Consider the following 14870-nt stretch of genomic DNA (forward strand, 5'->3'; position numbering starts at 1 on the left):
GCGCGATGAATCGCGCCGCTACGATTCCGTGCGGATATCCACTAAACCCGGTTTTTCGCCAGCTCGCTAACAAATCCCTGCACCCACTCCATACGGATTTTCCGGTCCGCCATATCGCGGGTGAACTTCAATCGCGTTGGGCCATCCAGCTTCCATTGCTGAGGATCTTTCTGCAGCAGGCCAATCAGCCAGCCCGGATCAACCTGATTCTGCGGCGCAAACTCGTAGAATCCGCCTTTGTCGCTGGCTTCAATCTTACGAATCCCCAACTCGCGCGCCACTAAACGCAGCCCGGCAACATCCAGCAGATTACGCGCTGCATCCGGCAGCTTGCCGAAGCGGTCAATCATCTCAACCTTCAGTTCCGCCAGATCCTGCTCATCGGCGGCGCTGGCCACGCGCTTGTAGAGCGACAAGCGAGTATTCACATCCGGGATAAAATCATCTGGCAGCAGGGCAGGCATACGCAGTTCAATTTCGGTTTGATTGCTGGTGAGATCTTCCAGCGACGGCTCGCGGCCCGCCTTCAGCGCATCGACCGCGTTCTCCAGCAGCTCCATATACAGCGTGAAGCCGATGGTTTCCATCTGGCCGCTCTGATCTTCGCCGAGCAGCTCACCCGCGCCGCGGATCTCCAGATCGTGGGTTGCCAGCGCAAAACCGGCGCCAAGATCTTCCAGCGACGCGATAGCTTCCAGACGTTTTTGCGCATCAGTGGTCATCGCTTTTGGATGCGGCGTCAGCAGCCACGCATAGGCCTGATGGTGCGAACGTCCCACGCGGCCACGCAGCTGATGCAGCTGCGCCAGACCAAAGTGGTCGGCGCGTTCGATGATAATGGTGTTGGCGCTGGGTACGTCGATACCGGTTTCGATGATGGTGGTACACACCAGCACGTTAAAGCGCTGATGGTGGAAATCATTCATCACCCGCTCCAGATCGCGTTCGCCCATCTGACCGTGACCAATGGCAATGCGCGCTTCCGGCACCAGATCGGCCAATCGCTGCGCCGCTTTCTCGATGTTTTCCACGTCATTGTAGAGATAGTAAACCTGGCCGCCGCGCAGCACTTCACGCAGGATTGCCTCGCGCACCACCAGGCTGTCGTACTCACGCACAAAGGTTTTCACCGCCATGCGTCGTGCCGGTGGCGTGGCAATAATCGACAGATCGCGCATGCCGCTCATCGCCATATTCAGGGTGCGCGGAATCGGCGTGGCGGTGAGCGTCAGGATATCGACATCGGCGCGCATCGCCTTGATCCGCTCTTTATGACGCACGCCAAAGCGGTGCTCTTCATCGACAATTAGCAGGCCGAGATCGTGCCACTTCAGGTCGCTCGACAGCAGCTTATGGGTGCCAATCAGAATATCGACTTTGCCCTCGCGCGCCTGTTCCAGCACCTGACTCTGCTCTTTGGCGGTGCGGAAGCGCGACAGCATTTCAATGCGCACCGGCCAGTTAGCGAAACGATCGCGGAAGTTGTCGTAATGCTGCTGCGCCAGCAGCGTGGTGGGCACCAGCACCGCGACCTGTTTGGCGTTCTCAACCGCCAGAAACGCAGCGCGCATCGCCACTTCGGTTTTACCAAAGCCGACGTCGCCGCACACCAGACGATCCATCGCCAGCGGCTGACACATGTCGCTCAGCACCGCGTTGATCGCCTGGCCTTGATCCGGCGTGGTTTCAAACGGGAAGCCTTCGCAGAACAGCTGATACTGATCGCGGTCGTGCTTAAAGGCAAAGCCGGTTTTGGCTGCGCGCTGAGCATAAATATCCAGCAGCTCCGCCGCCACGTCGCGCACTTTCTCAGCGGCTTTCTGCCGCGCGCGTGACCAGGCATCGCTGCCAAGTTTATGCAGCGGCGCGTTTTCATCCGCGCCACCAGCATAGCGGCTAATCAGATGCAGTGATGAAACCGGCACGTACAGCTTGGCGTCGCCCGCATAGGAGAGCATCAGATATTCAGCGACGATGCCGCCGGCTTCCAGCGTGGTCAGGCCGATATAACGTCCCACGCCGTGCTCCAGATGCACCACCGGCTGGCCAGGATGCAGCTCGGCGAGGTTGCGGATCAGCACATCAGGATTGATGGTGCGGCGATTATCCTGGCGACGACGACTGACGCGCTCGCCAAGCAGATCGCTTTCGCAAATCAACGCCAGCTGGCGTTGCGTATCGATAAAGCCGCGCTCGCTGGCGCCAATCATCAGGCTAAGCGGCTGATTGGCGGCCTGATCAAAGTGATCGATAGCCTGTGGACGCAGTTTAATGCGCGCCAACAGTTCTTGCAGGCTTTCACGCCGGCCTTCACTCTCAACCGAGAAAATCACCTGACCGCTGAATTGTTCAAGGAACTGACGCAGCAGATCGAGTGGCGCTTTGGCCTGCGCCTGCACCGTCAACTCCGGCAGCGGCTGATAACCGAGATTGGTATTCGCCGCTTTTTCCGGCAGCGTCTCGCTGCTTAACTGCATGCGCGGCCAGGCTTTCAGTTCGCTCATCAGCGTGTCGGGACGCAGCCACAGCGTGACCGGCTCCAGCAGCGGGCGCATCGGATCGATACGGCGATTCTCAAAGCGCGCGTTGGCGTCAAGCCAGAAGCGCTCGGCGCTGGCCAGCAAATCGCCGCTGTTGAGCAGCAGCGTATTGGCGGGCAGATAGCTGAACAGCGTCGGCAACGCCTGCTCAAAGAACAGCGGCTGCCAGTATTCGATACCGGCGGGCAGCGTGCCTTTGCTCACCTGCTGATAGACATGCTCCGGCTCGCGCCGTACGTCAAAGGTTTCGCGCCAGCGGCTGCGGAACAGCTCGATGGCGGCTTTATCCGTGGGGAATTCATGCGCCGGCAACAGGTTGATCGCGTTGACCGCCTCCAGCGTGCGCTGCGTATCGACATCAAACAGACGCAGGCTGTCGATCTCATCGTCAAAGAAGTCGATGCGATAAGGTTGGTCGCTGCCCATTGGGAACAGATCGAGCAGCGCACCGCGCGTGGCGTATTCACCGTGCTCCATCACCTGATCGACGTGGCGATAACCGGCCTGCTCCAGCTGATCGCGCAGCGCATCGCGCGACAGCTTTTGCCCTTGCTGCATCACCAGCGCATGGCCGTGCAGGAAGCTGTGCGGACATACGCGCTGCATCAGAGTGTTGACCGGCATAATCAGCATTCCGCGCGTTAAGTTGGGCAGTTGATACAGCGTGGAGAGGCGAGCTGAGATGATGTCCTGATGCGGCGAGAAGCTGTCGTAGGGCAGCGTTTCCCAGTCAGCGAGATGGGTGACCGGCAGATCGGTGAACTGGCGAATCTCCTCCTGCAGACGCAGGGCAGATTGCATATCCGGGGTAATCATCAACACCGGACCGCTGTGGCGTTCGGTGATGCTGGCGCACTCAAGCGCTTGTGCGGCGCCGACGAGCTGGCCGAGCTGGCGATGGTCGCCGGCTTTGACTGGCAGGGTATAACGACTCTGTTCCGACATGGGATCTCGACATTCTCTCCTTGGATTACAGGGCGTCATCATTCCATAATCCGCCCTGAGGATCATCTGTCGTAGTGCGATTTCTCACACTTTTGCCGGTTGAGCTACTTACTCGATTGCTGTGTGTAGTGCATACGTGGACGATCAACATTGGCCCAGGACAACTCTTGCTCCAGATGGTAGCTGTGGTTGCCGTCGTCCCACTTCACGTAATAGCCGGTTGGCGCATCTCCCTGTTCAAAAACGTTGACGATCTCGCCTTTAATTTCACCCGATTTATGCTTAACAATGCTGCTTTTGGGGAACTTGAACATGGTGTACTCCTCGTCGCCTACGGTAATTCACCTTTAAGTCTACGCCAGCCGATGACGAATAAACGTACAAATAACATCATTAATTTGTCGCAATTTTATGCATAAGCGTTGGCTGGGACGGTTTTTGACACAACTTTGCCGCAGACTCAGAGGGTTAGAGGTTTCATAAAGAGGACGCCTCCTTTATCATCCCACTACTTATTTTCAGGCAACTGCCAAGACGGATCTCATGTATCAACCAGTCGCGTTATTCATCGGTTTACGCTACATGCGTGGACGTGCCTCAGACCGCTTTGGTCGCTTCGTCTCCTGGCTCTCAACTATCGGCATTACGCTCGGCGTGCTGGCGCTGGTCACCGTGTTGTCGGTGATGAACGGCTTTGAGCGCGAGCTGGAAGGCAATATCCTCGGCCTGATGCCGCAGGCGCTGATCACCAGCGAAAAAGGCAGCATCAGTCCGAAGGCGTTGCCCGCCGATAATCTCCAACTGCAAGGGGTTAAGCGCATCGCACCGCTGACCACCGCCGATGTGGTGCTACAAAGCGCGCGTAACGTCTCGGTCGGCGTGATGCTCGGCATCAATCCCGACGAACAGGATCCGCTGACGCCATTCCTCGTCAACACCCAACAAAGCGTGCTGCAGCCGGGCCAGTACAACGTCATCCTCGGTGAACAGCTGGCTGCACAGCTGGGCGTGAAGCGCGGCGATCAGCTGCGTCTGATGGTGCCATCGGTCAGCCAGTTCACGCCGGTAGGACGTTTGCCGAGCCAGCGTATTTTCACCGTGGCTGGCACCTATGCCGCCAACAGCGAAGTGGATGGCTATCAAATTCTGGTCAATCAGCAGGATGCGTCACGCGTGATGCGCTATCCGCTCGGCAACATCACCGGCTGGCGTTTGTGGCTGGATAAGCCGTTAAGCGTTGATGCGCTCAGCCAGCAGAAACTGCCGGAGGGCCTGACGTGGAAAGACTGGCGCGAACGCAAAGGCGATTTGTTCCAGGCGGTACGCATGGAAAAAAACATGATGGGGCTGCTGCTGAGCCTGATCATCGCGGTGGCGGCTTTTAATATCATTACCTCGCTGGGCCTGCTGATCATGGAGAAGCAGGGCGAAGTGGCCATTTTGCAAACGCTGGGTTTAACCCGTCGCCAGATTGTCGCGGTGTTTATGGTGCAGGGCGCCAGCGCGGGCATTATTGGCGCGCTGCTGGGCACCGTGCTTGGCGTGCTGCTTGCCAGCCAGCTGAATAATTTGATGCCGGTGATTGGTCTGTTCCTTGATGGCGCGGCGCTGCCGGTCGACATCAATGTGTTGCAGGTGATCACCATTGCGCTGGTCTCAATGGCCGTCGCGCTGCTTTCTACCCTTTATCCGTCGTGGCGCGCTGCCGCCGTCCAACCCGCTGAGGCTTTACGTTATGAGTAATACTCCTTTGTTGCAGTGTCGTGACCTGTGCAAACGCTATCAGGAAGGCAGCGTGCAGACCGATGTGCTGCGCAATGTGGCTTTCAGCCTGCAGCCGGGTGAACTGACGGCAATTGTCGGCAGCTCCGGTTCGGGTAAAAGTACCTTACTGCATCTGCTCGGCGGCCTGGATGCGCCGACGTCAGGCGATGTGATTTTTGATGGTAAATCGCTGAATGCGATGTCGTCGGCCGCGAAAGCCGAGCTGCGCAACCGTGAGCTGGGCTTTATCTATCAGTTCCACCATCTGCTGCCGGATTTTAGCGCGCTGGAGAACGTGGCGATGCCGCTGCTGATTGGCAAAATTGGCAAAGCGGAAGCGGAATCACGCGCGCGTGAAATGCTGGCGGCGGTCGGGCTGGAAAAACGTGCTGCGCATCGGCCTTCTGAACTGTCGGGCGGTGAACGTCAGCGTGTGGCGATTGCCCGCGCGCTGGTGAATCGTCCGCGGCTGGTGATGGCCGATGAACCTACCGGTAACCTCGATGCGCGCAACGCCGACGCGATTTTTGAACTGCTCGGCGAGCTGAACGTTAAACAGGGCACCGCTTTTCTGGTAGTGACGCACGATCTGCAGCTGGCGAAACGCCTGAGCCGCCAGATGGAGATGCGCGACGGTGAGCTGAGCGACCAACTGACGCTGGGAGTGATCTGATGGCTTCGTCATTATCCCTGCTGCTCGGGCTGCGTTTTAGCCGCGGTCGGCGGCGTGGTGGCATGGTCTCGCTGATCTCCATCATCTCCACCATCGGCATTGCGCTGGGCGTGGCGGTGCTGATCATCGGTCTGAGCGCCATGAACGGCTTTGAGCGTGAGCTCAACAACCGCATTCTGGCGGTAGTGCCGCACGGTGAAATCGAGCCGGTGAATCAGCCGTTCCGTAACTGGCAACCGATGATCGCGCCGATTGAGCAGGTGGCCGGCATTGCCGCCGCAGCGCCCTATATCAACTTCACCGGGCTGATTGAGAGCGGCGCAAAGCTGCAGGCGCTGCAGGTGAAAGGCGTCGATCCGCAGCAGGAAGCGCGTCTTAGCGCCTTGCCGAGCTTTGTGGCCGGAGATGCATGGTCGCAGTTCGCGGCTGGTAAACAGCAAATCATTCTGGGTGGCGGCATCGCTAAATCGCTCAATGTGAAACAGGGCGACTGGATCACCATCATGATCCCCAATAATGATGGCGAGAATAAGCTGCTGCAGCCAAAACGTATTCGTCTGCAGGTCAGCGGCGTGCTGCAACTGAGCGGCATGCTCGATCACAGCCTGGCGCTGGTGCCGCTGGCCGATGCGCAGAAATATCTGGATATGGGCGACAGCGTCAGCGGTATTGCGCTGAAGATGAATGACCCGTTCCAGGCGCAGAAGTTGATACATGACGCCGGTAAAGTGACGCACTCTTACGTCTACATCAAGAGCTGGATTGGCACTTACGGCTACATGTACCGTGACATCCAGATGATTCGCGCCATTATGTATTTAGCCATGGTGCTGGTGATTGGCGTGGCCTGCTTTAACATCGTCTCGACGCTGGTGATGGCGGTGAAAGATAAGAGCAGCGACATCGCGGTACTGCGCACGCTGGGGGCCAAAGATGGTTTGATCCGCGCCATCTTTATCTGGTACGGCTTGCTGGCGGGCCTGCTCGGCAGCGTCAGCGGCGTGGTGGTCGGCGTGCTGGTAGCGCTCAATCTCACGCCGGTGATGCGCGTGTTTGAGCAACTGACCGGGCATCAGCTGCTGGCGGGCGATATCTACTTTATCGATTTCCTGCCGTCCGAACTGCACTGGATTGATGTGATTTCGGTGCTGGCCACCGCGATTGTCCTGAGCCTGATTGCCAGCTGGTATCCGGCACGACGCGCCAGCCGTATCGATCCGGCCCGCGTACTCAGCGGTCAGTAAAGATAAAACGCAGCCGCTGTGCGGCTGCTATTATCGGGCAGAGTAGCCCGAAAAATCCCCGATGCGCGGCAATAAACGCCGCAGATAAGGAGCTTTTATGCGCATACCGCGCCGCCGCCTACGACTCGCCCGCGACAAAAAAAACCGCCGCAAGGTGCATCAGCGCTTTCGGCAGCGCATCTTCGAGCGCGATCGCAAAGCTGAACTGGCCGCGCATCCGCAACCGCGCGTGGTGGTGCTGACTGGCGCGGGGATCTCCGCCGAATCCGGTATTCGCACTTTCCGCGCCGCCGATGGCTTGTGGGAAGAGCATCGCGTTGAAGATGTCGCTACGCCGGAAGGTTTTCAACGCAATCCGGCGCTGGTGCAGGCGTTTTACAACGCGCGGCGTCAACAGCTGCAGCAGCCAGAAATTCAGCCTAACGCCGCGCACAAAGCGCTGGCGGAACTGGAGCAGGTGCTGGGCGATAACTTCCTGCTGGTGACGCAGAATATCGATAACCTGCACGAACGCGCCGGCAGCCAGCGCGTGCTGCATATGCACGGTGAACTGTTGAAAGTGCGCTGCGTCAGCAGTGGACAAGTACTGGACTGGACCGAAGATTTAACCGCGGACGATCGCTGCACCTGCTGCCAGTTCCCGGCCATGCTGCGCCCGCACATCGTGTGGTTCGGCGAAATGCCGCTGGGGATGGAAGAGATTTATCAGGCGATTGAACAGGCGAATCTGTTTATCGCCATTGGCACGTCGGGCCATGTCTATCCCGCCGCCGGTTTTGTCCACGAAGCGAAACTGCAGGGCGCGCATACCGTGGAGCTGAATCTGGAACCGAGCCAGGTCGGCAATGAGTTTGCCGAGCGTCATTACGGCTTAGCAAGCGAAGTGGTGCCGGAGTTTGTGCATACGTTTTTGCGTGGGTTGTATAAGTAGGTTTGTGTGCGCTTTCCCTCATCCCAACCTTCTCCCAGAGGGAGAAGGGGCTAGACGGAACCCTCTCCCGCTTGCGAGAGAGGGCAGAGTGAGGGGAAGCCGCAGAGAGTTAACGTCCCGCCTTCAGCTTCTGGAACAACGTCTCATACTGCACGCTGGCGTCACCGACATCGTTTTGCCACTCGCCGTTTTTGATCACATCCTCAGCAGGATAAAGCGAAGGATCGCTGGCCACTTCCTGTGGCAGTAACTTCTTCGCTGCCAGGTTTGGCGTGGGATAGCCGATGGTTTCCGCCACCTGTGCCGCCACATCCGGACGCAGCAGGAAGTTAATCAGCTTCAGCGCGCCTTCACGGTTTTTCGCATTGGCCGGAATCGCCAGGTTATCCATCCAGAAAATCCCGCCTTCCCGCGGCCAGATAATCTGCAGCGGCGTGCCTGCCTGGCGCGCCACGTAGGCGGAACCGTTCCAGATCATCCCAACGTTCACTTCGCCTTCCATAAACGGATTTCCTGGATTATCGGAGTTAAACGCCAGCACGTTCGGCATCAGCTTTTTCAACTCTTCATAAGCGGCTTCGATCTGCTTGGGATCGCGGGTGTTACCCGAATAGCCCAGCTTACGCAGCGCCATCTGGAACACTTCACGCGCATCGTCGGTCAGCAGCAGGCTTTGCTTATACTCAGGCTTCCACAAATCGGCCCAGCGGGTAATGCTTTTGGCATCCACTTCGTCGGTGTTGATGCCAATGGCGGTCGCGCCCCAGATATAGGGGATCGAGTAATCATTGTTAGGATCAAACGGCTTGTTGAGCAGGTTAGGATCGAGGTTTTTGAAGTTGCTGAGCTGGGTTTTATCGATCTTTTGCAGCATGCCTTCATTACGCATTTTGGCGACGAAGTAGGTTGAAGGCACCACCAAATCGTAGGCGCCATCTTTCCAGGTCTTCAGCTTGGCATACATGCTTTCATTGGATTCGTAGGTGGAGTAAATCACCTTGATGCCGGTCTCTTTGGTGAACTGCTCCAGCAGTCCCGGCGGCACGTATTCGGTCCAGTTATAGAAGTAGAGCGTTTTGCCGGCGTCCGCCTGCGCGCTCTGCATGCCCAATGCCAGCGCCCCAGCCGCCAGCCAGTGAGACCACTTTTTCATCGATTATCCTCTATTTGGTTTTATCACGGAGCAACAGCTGACTGAGCGCCACCAACAGCAGCGACAGCAGCAGCAAAATTGTCGCCAGCGCGTTCACTTCCGGTGACACGCCAACTTTCACCATCGAATAGATTTTTAACGGCAAAATTTCGAAGCTCGGGCCGGTGACGAACGACGATACCACGACATCGTCCATCGACAGCGTAAAGCTCAGCAGCCAACCCGCTGCGACCGCCGGCAGCGCCAGCGGCAGCAGAATTTTGCGCAAAATGGTGACTTCGCTGGCACCAAGATCTTTGGCGGCTTCCAGCATGCGCACATCAAACCCTTTCAGGCGCGAATAGACGGTGATCACCACAAACGGCAGGCAGAAGGTGATATGCGAGAACAGCAGCGACCAGAAGCCCAGCGAAATGCCCAGCAGCATAAACAGCACCAGCAGCGAAATCGCCATCACGATATCCGGCGACATCATCACCACAAACAGCATGCCGCTGACGAACGGTTTACCACGGAAGCGATAGCGATAGAGCGCGACGGCGGTCAGCGAGCCGATAATCGTGGCGCAGCTGGCAGAGAGCACGCCCATCAGCAATGAATGTTGTGCCGCCTGAATCAGGCTGTCGTTATTCATCAGCAGGCGATACCACTGCGTGCTGAAGCCCTGCCAGTTAATGCCGAAACGCGAGCGGTTGAAGGAGTTGACGATCAGAATGATGATCGGGATATAAAACCAGGCATAAATCACGGCCATGAAGCCGCCACGTAACCAGCGCGCCATCATTGCAGTTCCACCTTGCTGTTCAGCATACGCGCTGCGCGCCAGTAAGCCAGCAGCATCATCCCCATCAGCAGCGTCATCACAATGCTGGTGGCAGCACCGAACGGCCAGTCACGGATATTCAGGAACTGGCTCTTAATCACGTTGCCAATTAACAGGTTTTTCGCGCCGCCCAGCAAATCCGCTACAAAGAACAAGCCCATCGCCGGGATAAACACCAGCAGGCAACCAGCGACAATGCCTGGCATGGTGAGCGGCAGAATGATGCGTAAAAAGGTTTTTACTTTGTTCGCGCCAAGATCGCGCGCCGCTTCGAGGCAGGATTTATCCAGCTTTTCCAGGCTGGAGTAGAGCGGCAGCACCATAAACGGCAGCAGAATGTAGATCAGCCCCAGAATCACCGCTTCCGAGGTGTACATGATGCGAAACGGTTTATCGATCACCCCAAGCCACAGCAAAAATTCATTCAGCCAGCCGCGCGTGCTGAGGAAGATTTTCAGACCGTAGATACGGATCAGCGAGTTGGTCCAGAACGGCACAATCAGCAGGAACAGCATCAGCGGACGCAGGCGCGCCGGCAGTTTCGTCAGACACCAGGCAAACGGATAACCGAGCAGCAGGCAGCACAGCGTGGCGATCAACGCCATATTCAGCGAGTGCAGCAGCACATCAGCGTAGAGCGGATCGAGCAGCCGCGTGTAGTTATTGAGGGTGAAGGCCATACTGACAAAATGCGCATCATCGCGCGTCAGGAAGCTGGTGGCGAAAATCATCAGGTTAGGCAGCAGCACAAACAGCGTTAGCCAGCTGACGATCAGCGCGACAATGACTTTCTGCAGGCGGTTACGCATCAACTTCATACGGCAACACCACCTCCCAGTTGGCGACCCAGCTGACGGCCATTTTCTGGTTCAGCGAGTGATCAAAATCGGGATCGTCTTCGTTGAAGAACTCGCTCACCGTCAGCAGCATGCCGTTCTCCAGCTCAACAGTAGACTCCAGCGTCATGCCTTTATAGTTGCGCTCGCGCACGAAGCCGATCAGATTATCGCTGCGGCTGTCGTGGTCGATCTCTTCAACGCGCAGATCTTCCGGGCGCAGCAGCACGTGCAGTTTATCGCCGACGCTGACCGGGAAATCACATTGCAGCATGCATTCAAGGCCTTCCACGCGCGCGCGGATTGTAGGCGCATGATCGCTGTTCAGCACCTCGGCATCGAACACGTTAATCTCGCCAATAAAGCGCGCCACAAACAGGTTGGCGGGCTCTTCGTAAATCTCGCGTGGCGTGCCGTCCTGTTCGATGCGGCCATCGCGCATTACCACGATACGATCGGACATGGTCAGCGCCTCTTCCTGATCGTGCGTCACAAACACAAAGGTGATGCCAAGCTTACGCTGTAGCGCTTTGAGCTCGTTTTGCATCTGGCGCCGCAGCTTGTAATCCAGCGCCGACAGCGACTCGTCCAGCAGCAGCACTTTCGGGCGATTGACCACCGCGCGCGCAATCGCCACGCGCTGCTGCTGACCGCCCGAAAGCTGATGCGGACGGCGATCGGCAAAACTCTCCAGCTGCACCATCGCCAGCGCATCGTTAACGCGCGTGGTGATCTCCGCCGCCGGGGTTTTCTGCATGCGCAGGCCAAAGGCGACGTTCTCAAACACCGACATGTGCGGGAACAGCGCGTAGCTCTGAAACACGGTGTTAATGTGGCGATGCTCGGCGGGCAGATCGGTGATGTCATTGTCATCAAGAATGATATGACCGCGATCGGCCGCTTCCAGCCCGGCAATCAAGCGTAAAATGGTGGTTTTTCCGCAGCCGGAAGGGCCAAGCAGCGTGATGAACTCGCCGTGACGGATGGTCAGGTCAAAGTCAGAGATGATGGTTTTGCCATCAAAAGCTTTACTGATGCCAGAAAGCGTAACCAGCGCAGGCGCGCGTGTTTGCGTCATTTTAGTCACTCAGTCTGATGGTGAATCAGGTTACAGCATAGCCGCTGGTGGCCGCTTGCTGTGATGAAGGGCGCGATGATACCGCAAAAATGTGTCAATGCCATGTTTTGCCACGGATTTACCTTGAAAACTCTGAAAAATGCCGGAGTATGCGTAACGGATAAGTCAGACAGGCGCGAGTGAGCGAATTTTCAACGCAAGTCACGTTGAGAGAGCTAACCTGAAGGATAATGATTTGACGCAACATGGTGCCATTTGGCCACCATGATAATGACGCAGGTTCTTTAGAGGGATGACAGATGGATCAATTACTTGAGCGTTTTCTCAGTTATGTTGCAGTAGAAACTCAGTCAAAACCTCAGGCACGACAGGTGCCAAGCAGCGAAGGGCAGTGGACGCTGGCGCGTCAATTACAGGAAGAACTTATCGCGCTGGGCTTTGTTGATGTCTCTCTGAGCGATCACTGCTGTGTGATGGGCACCTTACCGGCTAACGTTGATTGGGCCACGCCGGTGATCGGCTTTATTTCGCATATGGACACCTCGCCGGATTTTACCGCCAAAAACGTCAATCCGCAGATTATTGAAAACTATCGCGGTGGCGATATCGCGCTCGGTAACGGTGATGAAATTCTGTCACCGGTGATGTTCCCGGTTCTGCATAAGCTGATCGGTCATACGCTGATCACCACCGATGGCAAAACGCTGCTCGGTGCGGATGATAAAGCCGGTATCGCCGAGATCATGACCGCGATGGCGCGTCTGGCAAAAGGGGATACGCCACACGGTGCGATTCGCGTGGCCTTTACACCCGATGAAGAGATTGGTCGCGGCGCGTCGCACTTCGACGTCGAAGGCTTTGCCGCCGATTGGGCGTATACCGTTGATGGCAGCGATCTCGGCGAGTTCGAGTTCGAGAACTTCAATGCCGCTACCGCGATGGTTAAAATCACTGGCAACAACGTGCATCCGGGCAGCGCTAAAAATGTGATGGTCAATGCGCTGGATCTGGCGATGCGCTTCCACGCGGAACTGCCAGCCAAAGAGAAGCCGCAGTATACCGACGGCTATGAAGGCTTCTTCCATCTGCACACCATCAAAGGCACGGTTGAGCACGCCGAGCTGATGTATCTGATCCGCGATTTTGATGCCGACAGCTATGAACAGCGTAAACAGCTGCTGGAAGAGATTGGTCAGCGCGTCAGCAAAGGGCTGCAAAGCGAATGTTCGGTGAAAGTGGAGATCAGCGACAGCTATCGCAACATGCGCGAGAAAGTCGAACCGCATCCGCACATTATTGAGTTGGCGCTGCAGGCGATGCGCGATTGCGGCATCGAACCGAACGTCAAACCGATTCGCGGCGGCACCGACGGCTCTGCGCTGTCGTGGAAAGGATTGCCATGCCCGAACCTGTTCACCGGCGGCTACAACTATCACGGCAAGCACGAGTTCGCCTCACTCAATGTGATGGCGCAGTCGGTGGATGTGATTGTGCGTTTGGCTGAGCTGGCGGGGCAGAAGAAGGGGTGATGGTGCTTGCTTAGTGCGGGTTGTCCCCCATCCCAGCCTTCCCCCATAAATGGGGGAAGGAGACGCTGCCACATGCAACTCCCTACTCACTTATTGCAGCATCTTCCTCCCCCATTTATGGGGGAGGACCGAGGAGGGGGACAGCCTGCACCCACCGAGGAGGGGGACAGCGAGCACCCACCGAGTTTTAGAAACCCCGAGACAGACTGAAACTTACTCGCCGAAGAACCAATACCCGCTATTCACCAACGCCGCCAGCTGCGCCAGCAGTGAAGGGTCATCCAGCGCATCGCCGAAATCTTCCAGCGTCAGCACGTGATTGTGCGCCAATGCCGCCAGCACATGCGGATGGCTGCTGGTGACCGATTCACCGTTCACAAACACCACATCGCCAATGGTCAATACGCGCAGGCCGCCGAGCCGCGTTAGTGCATCGCCTTGCTGCAATGCATCGTAAATTTCGTCCGGTTGATACGGCGGCTCCGGCGGCGCGACGTCCAGCTCATGACGCGACTGAGAAATAAACTCGCCAAACCACTGATTAAACTGCTCCGGCTGGTTAATCACATCCATCATGACTTTGCGGATGCCTTCCAATTCAGACGGCAGAATTTGCGATGGGCATTCACGCGATGGCACATCGGGATCGCTGTAGCGGTAGCTGCCCAATTCGTTGGCCAGCATGTGATCGGCAAAACCGCTGATCAGCTCGCGACCGTTCGGTGCGCGGAAGCCGACCGAATAGTTGATGGCGTTTTCCAGCGAATAGCCTTCGTGCGGGAATCCTGGCGGAATATAGAGAATATCGCCGGGCTCCATCTCTTCATCGATGATGGCGTCGAAAGGCTCAACCTGCAGCAGATCCGGATGCGGGCAGTGCTGTTTCAACGGCACTTTTTCACCCACGCGCCAGCGACGGCGGCCAGTGCCCTGAATGATAAACACATCGTACTGATCGAAATGCGGACCGACGCCGCCGCCCGGCACGGCAAACGAGATCATCAGGTCGTCAACACGCCAGTCGGGCAGAAAACGGAACGGACGCATCAGTGCGGCAGAAGGTTCATGCCAATGGTTGACCGCCTGAACCAGCAGCGACCAGTTGCTCTCACCGAGATGATCGTAGCTTTCAAACGGGCCGTGGCTGACTTGCCATTTGCCCTCGTTATGGCTGACAAGGCGGCTATCCACCTCATTTTCCATCGCCAGACCGGCCAGCTCGTCAGGAGAAATAGGATCGACGAAGTTTTTAAATCCACGTTTAAGCACCACCGGGCGTTTCTGCCAGTAGCGTTGAATAAAGTCGGGCCAGTTGATATCGAGCTGATAGTCCATATGAGGAGTCCGTTTGCTG

12 protein-coding genes are annotated in these 14870 nt (G+C 57.1%); 5 read left to right on the plus strand and 7 right to left on the minus strand.

Translation table 11 applies throughout. From position 1 onward, the window contains the following. Nucleotides 1-41: 41 nt before the first annotated feature. Entirely contained in the window at nucleotides 42-3485 is a 3444-nt protein-coding gene (mfd, locus tag ACFQW4_RS07365; protein ID WP_377724596.1) for a transcription-repair coupling factor, read from the minus strand. Nucleotides 3486-3589: 104 nt separating this feature from the next. Continuing rightward, complete coding sequence (locus ACFQW4_RS07370; protein WP_377724598.1) at nucleotides 3590-3799, minus strand: hypothetical protein; 210 nt, start codon at nucleotides 3797-3799, stop codon at nucleotides 3590-3592. A 229-nt stretch (nucleotides 3800-4028) separates the two neighbouring features. On the opposite strand from ACFQW4_RS07370, the gene lolC reads away from it, so the two are divergent. The 4 genes from lolC (at nucleotide 4029) to cobB (ending at nucleotide 8097) form a co-directional block, all read left to right on the plus strand. Next, a complete protein-coding gene (gene lolC / locus ACFQW4_RS07375) occupies nucleotides 4029-5228 on the plus strand; it encodes a lipoprotein-releasing ABC transporter permease subunit LolC (RefSeq protein WP_101760818.1) in 1200 nt (399 codons plus the stop codon). Then, nucleotides 5221-5922 carry a lipoprotein-releasing ABC transporter ATP-binding protein LolD gene (lolD, locus tag ACFQW4_RS07380; protein ID WP_008103026.1) on the plus strand — a complete coding sequence of 234 codons (702 nt, stop codon included), beginning with the start codon at nucleotides 5221-5223 and terminating at the stop codon, nucleotides 5920-5922. Before lolC ends, lolD begins: the two co-directional genes overlap by 8 nt. Then, nucleotides 5922-7166 carry a lipoprotein-releasing ABC transporter permease subunit LolE gene (lolE, locus tag ACFQW4_RS07385; RefSeq protein WP_377724601.1) on the plus strand — a complete coding sequence of 415 codons (1245 nt, stop codon included), beginning with the start codon at nucleotides 5922-5924 and terminating at the stop codon, nucleotides 7164-7166. Before lolD ends, lolE begins: the two co-directional genes overlap by 1 nt. A 97-nt stretch (nucleotides 7167-7263) precedes the next feature. Further along, complete coding sequence (gene cobB / locus ACFQW4_RS07390) at nucleotides 7264-8097, plus strand: Sir2 family NAD+-dependent deacetylase (RefSeq protein ID WP_101760816.1); 834 nt, start codon at nucleotides 7264-7266, stop codon at nucleotides 8095-8097. A 109-nt stretch (nucleotides 8098-8206) separates the two neighbouring features. Here the strand turns inward: cobB and potD are convergent, their stop codons facing one another. From potD to potA, 4 genes are read right to left on the minus strand one after another with little or no spacing between them, the layout of a single operon-like run. Continuing rightward, nucleotides 8207-9250 (minus strand): spermidine/putrescine ABC transporter substrate-binding protein PotD, encoded by a 1044-nt coding sequence (gene potD, locus ACFQW4_RS07395; protein ID WP_192413637.1) that lies wholly within the window; start codon nucleotides 9248-9250, stop codon nucleotides 8207-8209. 10 nt (nucleotides 9251-9260) lie between these two features. Next, complete coding sequence (gene potC / locus ACFQW4_RS07400) at nucleotides 9261-10034, minus strand: spermidine/putrescine ABC transporter permease PotC (RefSeq protein ID WP_061716930.1); 774 nt, start codon at nucleotides 10032-10034, stop codon at nucleotides 9261-9263. Next, nucleotides 10031-10891: a spermidine/putrescine ABC transporter permease PotB gene (gene potB, locus ACFQW4_RS07405; protein ID WP_377724604.1), complete on the minus strand. Its 861-nt coding sequence runs from the start codon at nucleotides 10889-10891 to the stop codon at nucleotides 10031-10033. The genes potC and potB overlap by 4 nt, the downstream gene beginning before the upstream one ends. Then, nucleotides 10875-11987: a spermidine/putrescine ABC transporter ATP-binding protein PotA gene (potA, locus tag ACFQW4_RS07410; protein ID WP_377724606.1), complete on the minus strand. Its 1113-nt coding sequence runs from the start codon at nucleotides 11985-11987 to the stop codon at nucleotides 10875-10877. Before potA ends, potB begins: the two co-directional genes overlap by 17 nt. A gap of 299 nt (nucleotides 11988-12286) precedes the next feature. Between potA and pepT the strand changes: the two genes are divergently transcribed. Further along, a complete protein-coding gene (pepT, locus tag ACFQW4_RS07415) occupies nucleotides 12287-13516 on the plus strand; it encodes a peptidase T (RefSeq protein WP_101760812.1) in 1230 nt (409 codons plus the stop codon). Nucleotides 13517-13729: 213 nt separating this feature from the next. Here pepT and ACFQW4_RS07420 read toward each other — a convergent pair whose 3' ends face one another. Further along, the gene (locus ACFQW4_RS07420) at nucleotides 13730-14851 is read right to left on the minus strand and encodes a cupin domain-containing protein (protein ID WP_101760811.1); all 1122 of its coding nucleotides are present in this window, start codon (nucleotides 14849-14851) and stop codon (nucleotides 13730-13732) included. Nucleotides 14852-14870 lie beyond the last annotated feature (19 nt).

The sequence above is a fragment of the Pantoea sp. GCM10028869 genome (assembly GCF_042666835.1).
Lineage (GTDB): Bacteria > Pseudomonadota > Gammaproteobacteria > Enterobacterales > Enterobacteriaceae > Pantoea > Pantoea leporis.

Excerpts from the sequence above, each read along its gene's own strand:
- potA (WP_377724606.1), bottom strand. The coding sequence starts at position 11,987 with ATGACGCAAACACGCGCGCCTGCGCTGGTTACGCTTTCTGGCATCAGT.
- ACFQW4_RS07420 (WP_101760811.1), bottom strand. The coding sequence starts at position 14,851 with ATGGACTATCAGCTCGATATCAACTGGCCCGACTTTATTCAACGCTAC.
- potC (WP_061716930.1), bottom strand. The coding sequence starts at position 10,034 with ATGATGGCGCGCTGGTTACGTGGCGGCTTCATGGCCGTGATTTATGCC.
- potD (WP_192413637.1), bottom strand. The coding sequence starts at position 9,250 with ATGAAAAAGTGGTCTCACTGGCTGGCGGCTGGGGCGCTGGCATTGGGC.
- pepT (WP_101760812.1), top strand. The coding sequence starts at position 12,287 with ATGGATCAATTACTTGAGCGTTTTCTCAGTTATGTTGCAGTAGAAACT.
- lolD (WP_008103026.1), top strand. The coding sequence starts at position 5,221 with ATGAGTAATACTCCTTTGTTGCAGTGTCGTGACCTGTGCAAACGCTAT.
- ACFQW4_RS07370 (WP_377724598.1), bottom strand. The coding sequence starts at position 3,799 with ATGTTCAAGTTCCCCAAAAGCAGCATTGTTAAGCATAAATCGGGTGAA.
- lolC (WP_101760818.1), top strand. The coding sequence starts at position 4,029 with ATGTATCAACCAGTCGCGTTATTCATCGGTTTACGCTACATGCGTGGA.
- mfd (WP_377724596.1), bottom strand. The coding sequence starts at position 3,485 with ATGTCGGAACAGAGTCGTTATACCCTGCCAGTCAAAGCCGGCGACCAT.
- cobB (WP_101760816.1), top strand. The coding sequence starts at position 7,264 with ATGCGCATACCGCGCCGCCGCCTACGACTCGCCCGCGACAAAAAAAAC.
- potB (WP_377724604.1), bottom strand. The coding sequence starts at position 10,891 with ATGAAGTTGATGCGTAACCGCCTGCAGAAAGTCATTGTCGCGCTGATC.
- lolE (WP_377724601.1), top strand. The coding sequence starts at position 5,922 with ATGGCTTCGTCATTATCCCTGCTGCTCGGGCTGCGTTTTAGCCGCGGT.